6 protein-coding genes and 2 pseudogenes are annotated in these 7988 nt (G+C 75.4%); 6 read left to right on the top strand and 2 right to left on the bottom strand.

The features are described from left to right. From IE321_RS39655 to IE321_RS39640, 4 genes and pseudogenes are all read left to right on the top strand, one after another. Positions 1-637: pseudogene (locus IE321_RS39655) on the top strand (hypothetical protein); the annotation flags it as partial. Continuing rightward, positions 634-1800, top strand: a complete 1167-nt coding sequence (locus IE321_RS39650; protein WP_190226503.1) for an ARPP-2 domain-containing protein — start codon at positions 634-636, stop codon at positions 1798-1800. The pseudogene IE321_RS39655 and the gene IE321_RS39650, both read left to right, overlap by 4 nt. Before the next feature lie 189 nt (positions 1801-1989). Next, positions 1990-3021: a glutamine synthetase gene (glnII, locus tag IE321_RS39645; protein ID WP_043222847.1), complete on the top strand. Its 1032-nt coding sequence runs from the start codon at positions 1990-1992 to the stop codon at positions 3019-3021. Between the two features lie 400 nt (positions 3022-3421). After that, entirely contained in the window at positions 3422-3955 is a 534-nt protein-coding gene (locus IE321_RS39640; protein ID WP_043222845.1) for a winged helix-turn-helix domain-containing protein, read from the top strand. A 7-nt stretch (positions 3956-3962) separates the two neighbouring features. Here IE321_RS39640 and IE321_RS39635 read toward each other — a convergent pair whose 3' ends face one another. Together IE321_RS39635 and IE321_RS39630 are read right to left on the bottom strand one after the other, a co-directional pair. Further along, positions 3963-5381, bottom strand: a complete 1419-nt coding sequence (locus IE321_RS39635; RefSeq protein ID WP_190226502.1) for a PepSY-associated TM helix domain-containing protein — start codon at positions 5379-5381, stop codon at positions 3963-3965. Positions 5382-5610: 229 nt separating this feature from the next. After that, complete coding sequence (locus tag IE321_RS39630; protein WP_190226504.1) at positions 5611-6357, bottom strand: hypothetical protein; 747 nt, start codon at positions 6355-6357, stop codon at positions 5611-5613. 169 nt (positions 6358-6526) lie between these two features. Here IE321_RS39630 and IE321_RS39625 point away from each other — a divergent pair, with 169 nt between their 5' ends. Both IE321_RS39625 and IE321_RS39620 read left to right on the top strand, forming a co-directional pair. Next, positions 6527-7327, top strand: coding sequence for a tyrosine-protein phosphatase (locus IE321_RS39625; protein WP_043232671.1), 801 nt, complete (start codon positions 6527-6529; stop codon positions 7325-7327). A gap of 56 nt (positions 7328-7383) precedes the next feature. Beyond that, positions 7384-7988: pseudogene (locus tag IE321_RS39620) on the top strand (hypothetical protein); the annotation flags it as partial.

Below are 7988 nucleotides of genomic sequence, written 5' to 3'. Positions count from 1 at the left end.
GGCGCGGCGGGCCGAGCTGACCGGGGCGCTGCGGGCGGCGGCGCTGCGGGCGGCGGGGCCGTACGCGGGGAGCTGGGGGCGGGTCGCGGCCGTCCTCGACGACAGCTTCTCCTCGTCGGGTTCGGCGGTGAAGCGGCGCCGGCCGCTGGCCGTGGCGCTCGGCTGCCACTTCCTCCTGGAGGCGCTGGCGGCGCCGGGGGCGTACACCGGTCTGTGGACCTCGGGCGGGACGGATCCGCTGCTGGTCCGGCCGTACGGGCCCACGCCGCTGGGGCTGCGGATCCTCGACGCGCTCGACGGCGGGCCCGACCGGCTGGTGGTCGTCTCGGACGGCTGGGACAACGCCCCGCCGGGGCTCGCGGGCGAGGTGCTGCGGGTCTGGCGGACCCGGCTGGATCCGGAGCGGCGGACGGCGGTGGTCCATGTGAACCCCGTATACGACGCCGGGGCGTTCGACGTGCGGCGGCTGGGGCCCTCGGTGCCCGCGGTCGGCATCCGGGACGCGGAGGACCTGCCGGCGCTGGTGGAGATCGCCGGTTTCGCGGAGGGGCGGACCGGTCTGACGGAGCTGCGCGCCTATCTGGACCGTCGGGTGGCGGACTTCCTCGCGGCCCACGCGAAGGGGGAGCGGGCGTGACGCGGATCGATCTGACCGGGCTGGACGTGCGGCCCGCGCAGGTGTGGGGCGGGATCCGGCTCGTGCCGCTGGTGCGGGCCGAGCCGGTCGAGGGGCTGCGGCTGCGCCGGGAGGTGTACGAGCGGGGCGGCGCGGACGGCCGCGGTCCCTCCGCCGTCGACGTCGGCGACGGCACCGTCTACACCTCCTACGTCCCGCACGGCTTCGTCGCGGACTGGTCGGGGGCGGAGCGGGAGGAGGCGGCCTACGGCACCGGGCTCGGCGACGGGCCGCCGGCCGCCGTGCCGCTGCGCGCCCCGCACCACCGGCTCGCCAAGCGGCGGCACGGCGAGCGGCGGCTGCGCTTCCTGCCGCTCCACCTCGCCCTGGACGGGTACCTCTCGCTGCACTTCGGCGGGCCCTCCGTGCTGTGGCAGGAGTGGTCGCGGGAGGCGCTGCGGCGGGGTCTGTCGCCGCGGGCGGAGGCGGCGTACGCGGGCGTGGACGTGCCGGGGCTCGCGGAGGCGCTGCGGATCTTCGAGCTGCACCCGGGCCAGTGCGGGGTGATGGTGTACGCGGCGGACTCGCTGGCCGCGGCCTTCGTCGTGCCGCATCCGGAGGACTACCGGCTGCTGCACCCGACCCTGGTGGAGGACCTGTTCGGCGAGCTGGTGCACCAGTACGCGCACTACGGCGGTCCGGTGCCGGAGTTCGCGGCCCGGATCCGGGACGGCGCGGGCGGGATCCGGGACCTCGCGGACCTGCGGGCGGCGGCCCGGGAGCAGGAGCGGCGCTGGGCGGTGGCGCACGACGGGCTGATGGCGCGGGACCTGCTGGAGACGCCGTACGCCTTCGAGCGGGTCCACCGGGCCGGGCGGTTCGCGCTGTACCGGTTCCTGCCGCCGTTCCTGCGGGACGGCCGGGAGCAGCACATCGGCGAGCTGATCACCGACCACAAGAGGCGGACGGCCTATCTGAAGACCTTCCGGCTGTCGGACGCGCAGGTCAGGCGGGGTTACCTGCTCCGCAGGCTGGCCTCCTGCGACTGGCACCCGGGCCGGACGGCCGAGGCGCTGGGCACCTCGCGCGAGGAGCTGGTGCGGCGGATCCGCGCGGCCGGCTTCGGCGCGCTGCTGGACGCGCACGGTCTCGCACAGGCGGCGCGCGAAACGCAGGAAGGCTGAGTAACACGGGGTTCACAAACGGGCAACCGAAGGGAAATCCCGTGTTGCGAAGCTGCGGTCACACGAAAGGCGCCACGGGCGGCGGGCCGGGTCACCGGCCGGGCGTTCGGCGCCGACCCGCAGCTTCTCGCAGCGCCGCGAGCCGCCGCGGACACCCGCAGCAGCACGCCACGCCCTAAGGATGACCCCGTGACCTTCAAGGCTGAGTACATCTGGATCGACGGCACCGAGCCGACCGCGAAGCTTCGCTCCAAGACGAAGATCATCGCGGGCGAGGGTCTGCCGCTGGCGGAGCTGCCGATCTGGGGCTTCGACGGTTCCAGCACCAACCAGGCCAAGGGCCACGCCTCGGACCGCGTCCTCAAGCCGGTCTTCTCCTGCCCGGACCCGATCCGCGGCGGCGACGACATCCTGGTGCTGTGCGAGGTCCTCAACACGGACATGACGCCGCACGAGTCCAACACCCGTGCCGCGCTGGCCGAGGTCGCCGCGAAGTACGGCTCCCAGGAGCCGATCTTCGGCATCGAGCAGGAGTACACCTTCTTCGAGGGCACCCGCCCGCTCGGCTTCCCGGTCAACGGCTTCCCGGCCCCGCAGGGCGGCTACTACTGCGGCGTCGGCGTGGACGAGATCCACGGCCGTCCGATCGTCGAGGCGCACCTGGAGAACTGCCTCACCGCCGGTCTCGGCATCTCCGGCATCAACGCCGAGGTCATGCCCGGCCAGTGGGAGTTCCAGGTCGGCCCGCTGTCCCCGCTGGAGGTCTCCGACCAGCTGTGGGTCGCCCGCTGGCTGCTCTACCGCACGGCCGAGGACTTCAACGTCTCCGCGACGCTGGACCCGAAGCCGGTGAAGGGCGACTGGAACGGCGCGGGCGCGCACACCAACTTCTCCACCAAGGCGATGCGCGAGGGCTACGACGCCATCATCACCGCCTGCGAGTCGCTGGGCGAGGGCTCGAAGCCGCTCGACCACGTCAAGAACTACGGCGCCGGCATCGACGAGCGCCTGACGGGCCTGCACGAGACCGCCCCGTGGGACGAGTACTCCTACGGCGTCTCGGACCGCGGCGCCTCGGTCCGCATCCCGTGGCAGGTCGAGCAGGACCAGAAGGGCTACATCGAGGACCGTCGCCCGAACGCGAACGTCGACCCGTACGTGGTGACCCGCCTCATCGTGGACACCTGCTGCGAGGCGCTGGCCAAGGCCGGCCAGGTCTGATCGTCCCGCAGACGCGCTTCCCGTGAAGGGGCGCCCACCGTTCCGTACGGTGGGCGCCCCTTTTCGCCGTGTGGGCGGGACGGCATGCGCCATGTGGGCAGGACAACAGGGGATTTGGCCGCCCCGGGGCTGCTCAGGGTCGTTCCCTTCTGGTTCAATAGGGATATGGCCAGCAAGGAGCGGAACGACAGCGCGAGGGGTCGACTCGACCTCGAGCCGTTCTGGCCTTCCCGTCAGCACCACGACTTCGACCGGTGCTGTCGGCGCGTGAGGAACGCGTCGGCCCTCTAAAGCCACGACCGGCATACTCCGGTCCCCCGGCCTTCGGCCGACGCGCATGACGCATGACGTACGACCTCCGGTCCGTCCCGCACCTCGCGCGAGAGAGCTGAGTCCTCCCATGGCCCACACCCAGGCTGTTGCCGCCCCGCTTGCCGCTCCCCGTCCCCGCCTGCGCGCCGTCGCCCCCGACGAGGTCGCCGGGCTCGCCCGGGTCGCCGACTTCCTCCCGCCGGGCGCCACGCTGCTGCCCGCCCCGCCGCACGCCCTGCCGGTCCTGCCGGGCCGGCCGCCGATGGTCGGCTACCTGGTCCTGCTGCCGGCCGACCAGCAGCCGCCCGCTCCCGCCGAGCCCGAACCCGGGGCCGTCCCCGAGGGGCCGGTCGGCATCGACGGCGAGCGGCGGATCGCCACCGTCGACGGGCGGGCGCTCGACCTGACGTACCTGGAGTTCGAGCTGCTCGCCCATCTGGTGGCCCATCCGCACCGGGTGCACACCCGCGACCAGCTGGTGCAGACGGTGTGGGGGTACGGACACGTGGGCGACGGGCGCACCGTCGACGTCCACGTGGCCCGGCTGCGCCGCAAGCTGGGCGCCGAGCACCGCCACACGATCCAGACCGTGCGGCGGGTCGGCTACAAGTACCTGCCCTGACCGTCCCCTAGGAGACGGTCGTCCGCCCCGTCCTCGCCCGGGCCACCAGGGTGAGGACGAGTTCGGCGGCCAGGAGCAGCAGCAGGCTCACGCCGAGCAGCGGGAGGAACCAGCCGATCAGCGCGACCACCGCCGCGAGCGGCAGCAGGAGCGTCACCGGCACCTTCCGCCAGGCGCCCCGGCCGACCGGCCGGCGGGGGCGGCGCAGCCACCACATCCGGTAGCCCCAGACGGTCATCAGGACCAGTGCGAGGGCGAGGAGGGCGAGCGCCAGCTGGTTGGCGAGGCCCAGGAAGACGCCGGTGTGCGCGTCGATGCCGATCCGGGTCAGCTGGGCGAGGAGCGGGTACTCGGCGAAGCGGAGCCGGTCCAGGACGGTGCCGTCGGCCGGGTCCAGGGCGACCGAGTCCAGCTCGACGGGGAACTGCTTGTCGGTCTCCTTCACCACGTAACCGCTGCCCTCGGCGGGCAGGGTGACGGCGAGCCAGGCGCTGTCGAGTCCCGCGGCGCGGGCGGCGGCGACCGCCCGGTCGACGCCTATGTCGGCCCCCCGCGGCGTGCCGGCCGGGGGCTGGTGGCCTGCTCCGTGGCCCGCGTGCTCGCCGCCGGCGCCGGCCGTGGCGCCCGCCGAGAGGGTGGGGGTGGCGCCGCCGAGACCGTCCTGGAGGGTGCCGATGTTCTCGCCGGCGTACCGGGACCAGGTCAGGCCGGTGGCGGAGAGCAGCAGCAGGCCGAGGGCCGCCCAGAGGCCGACCGAGCCGTGCCAGGACAGGGTGCGGCGGCGGGACCGGGGACCGCCCTCGGGCAGCAGGAGCGCCCGTCGCTTCGTGCGGCGCCGGGCGAACCAGAGGACCAGGCCGCCGAGGACCAGCACCCAGAGCCAGCTCGCGGCGAGTTCGCTGTAGATCCGGCCCGGTTCGCCGAGGTGCAGGTCGCGGTGGAGTCCGTCGATCCAGGTGCGCAGCGGGAGGGCTCCGCCGCTGCCGTAGCTGGGCAGCTGCCCGCGCACCTCGCCGGTGTACGGGTCGACGAAGACGGCGAGGGAGGTGCCCTCGGGGGCGTCGGGGTCGGCCATCAGGACGCGGGTGGTCGCGCCGGGTTCGGCGCCGGGCCAGACGGCGGTGACGGTGCCGTCCGGGTTCGCCTCGCGGGCGATGCCGATCTGGCGGTCCAGGGGCAGGACGGTGTCGCCTACCGGAACCTCCAGCTCGTGCGCGTACACGATCTTCTCGGCCTGGAAGGAGAGCGCGTAGAGCAGTCCGCTGAGCGCGGCGACGAGGAGGAAGGGGGCGACGAGGAGGCCGGCGGTGAAGTGCAGCCGGAGGAGGAGCGGGCGCAGCGCGCGCAGGGCGCCGCGGGGGGCGGGGCGGGGCGGCGGGGCGGGTGCCTCGGCCGTGTCGGGGCGTGCGGGATCGTCGATGGTCATGACTGTCCTCGGTGTCTCGTGAGGGGGGCTGGGCGTGTCTTTCGGAGCAGGGCGGATCAGCTCGCGGCGTCTGGTGCGTGCGCTCGCAAGGCGGAGGAGGGAGCCCATGCGGAGCATCGGCGACCGACGACAACGCGGCGAGCGTGCGTGCCAGGCGTCGCGAGCCCGGCATGTTCCGAAAGACACGCCCTGGCCCTGCCGTTCGGGCAGGGGGAGGCGGCCCCCGGCGTCAGACGAGCGGACCGAGGACCGTGGCGCGGGGAACGGGGGGCCGGGGCGGGCCGCGCCGGGAGAGGACGTGCGCGAGGACGACGACGTGCGGGCGCCGGGCGTTCCGGCGGGGCCGCCGGACCGGGCGGCGCGGGTCGGCGCGGACGGCGACGGGGCCGAGCGGGACGGCGAGGAGGTGCCGCAGCGGGGTGAGCGCGGCCTCCGCGAGCGCGAGGAAGGCCGCCTCGCCGCGGGCCAGCCACAGCCCGCAGACCAGGGCGGCCAGGACGTGGACGGCGAGCATGCCGGGGCCGCCGTCGGCGACGGGGGCGAGGAGCGCGGCGAGGCCGTCGGGGGTGGTGGCGGTCTCGGTGAGCGTCCGGGTGACGGTGTCGGCGGTGGTGGCGGCCTCGGGGCCGGAGTGGGCCTCGTGTCCCAGGTGGTCCGGGTGGCCCAGGTGGGAGGGCGGGTGGGCCGTCCCGGTCGCCGCTCCCCCGGCGGGCGGGGTGTGGGCCCCGGTGAGGGAGAAGGCCAGGTGGAGGGCGGCCTGGGCGGCGAGGGTGCCGCCCGCGTAGGCGGCGGGGCCGCGGCGGCGGCCGGCCGCGCACCAGGCGACGGCGGCCGTGACGGCGAAGGCGGTGAGGAGGGTGCGCGGGTCGAGCGCGTGCGCAGACATGGACGAATGCCCCACCGCTGCCAGTACGACGCACACCACCGCGAACAGGGCGGCTCTCAGGGTGCGCAGCGGCGACCGGGACGTCGTCATCGGGGACATGCTGCCACCCGCCGCCGGGGCCGGACAGACCGCCTGCCGGTGGTACGGACCGGACTACTTCGGGCCCCGTCCGGCCGCCGGCCACGGGCTGGTGGTGCCGGGCGGGCCGGAGGCGATTACGGTCGGGAGGAAAGCCGTGCAACGGGAGGAGCCCGACACCATGCCCGCGATTCCCGCCACCTCCGTCGCCAACCTCCGGGACCTCGGCGGCCTCCCGCTGGGCGGCGGACGGTCCGTCCGGTCCGGGCTCGTGCTGCGCTCGGCGCAGCTCGACCGGCTGGAGCCGGAGGAGCCGGCGGTGGCCGGTCTGAAGCTGCGGACCGTCGTCGACCTGCGGACCGCCGCCGAGCGGGCCGACCGGCCGGACCGGCTTCCCCAGGACGCGCGGCTGCTCGTCGCGGACGTGCTCGCCGACCACCTGGCCGCGAGCGGGCTGCCGCCGGCCGCCCGGCTCAAGACGCTCCTCACCGATCCGGCGCTGGCCGAGCGTCACCTGGGCGGCGGCCGGATCCGCGAGGCGATGCGGCGCACCTACCGCGCCTTCGTCACCAGCGACTCGGCCCGCGCCTCCTACCGGGCGCTCCTCACCGAGCTGGGCACGCCCGGTGCCGGGCCGCTGCTCTTCCACTGCACGGCCGGCAAGGACCGCACGGGCTGGGCGGCGACGGTGGTGCTCGCCCTGCTCGGGGCGGACGAGACGGTGGTCCGGGAGGAGTACCTGGGGGTCAATCCGGCGGTGCGGCAGGCGTTCGCGCCGATGATCGAGGGCTTCGTCACCCAGGGCGGCGACCCCGAGCTGGCGCTGGCGATGATCGGCGTGCTGCCCGACTACCTGGACGCCGGGCTGGAGGAGGTGGCGGACCGGCACGGCTCGATGGAGGCGTACGTCCGCGACGGTCTCGGCGTCCCGGACGAGCTCACCGAGCTGATCCGCGAGCGGCTGACGGTGTACGCGGCCTGAGGGGGCGCGGGGTCCGGCCGGGGTGACCATCGGAAGAATCGCTCGTTCTGCTGAACGTGAGCACCCAGGATCTCGTTCCCTCGCCCGTGGGCCCCGTCGACGTCGAGCAGGCCGAGGCCGCCCTCGTCGAGCGCTATCCGCGCCTCGTCCGCATCGCCTATCTGGTCCTGCCGCCCACGATGGGCCGCAACCGGCGGGTGCTGACCGCGCACGCGCTCGCGCAGCGCGCCCTGCCGCGCCGACGGGTGCCCGGGCCCGCGGTGCCGGAGCCCCGGCGGGCCGAGGACGCGGTGGATCCCGGGTACGCGTACGTGCGGGGCGAGGTGCTGCGGCAGGCGCTGGTGGCCGGGCTGCCGCTGCGGCGGCTCGCGGTGCCGCGCCGGGCGCAGCTGCCGCCGCTGCTGCCGCAGGTGTGGGGGCTGCGGCTCTTCCCGAGGGCCGGCGGGGCGGACGAACTCGCCCTGGACCAGCTGCTGTCCCGGCTCTCGGGACCGGCCCGCGCCGCGTACGTACTGCGCGGCCTGGAGCGGCAGGGCGACGCGGAGGTGCTGCGGGTGCTCGCCGCGGCGGGGGCGCCGGACCCGAAGGCCGCGGTCGCCGAGCTGGCCGCCCTGGAGGACGAGGCGCCGGACCTCCCCGAGCCGGCCCCGCCGGCCCCCGC

Origin of the sequence: Streptomyces hydrogenans (genome assembly GCF_014656075.1) — a bacterium.
Taxonomy (GTDB): Bacteria; Actinomycetota; Actinomycetes; order Streptomycetales; family Streptomycetaceae; genus Streptomyces; species Streptomyces hydrogenans.
The sequence above is the reverse complement of the archived record's forward strand: the minus strand, read 5'-3'. Positions and strand labels throughout refer to the sequence as shown.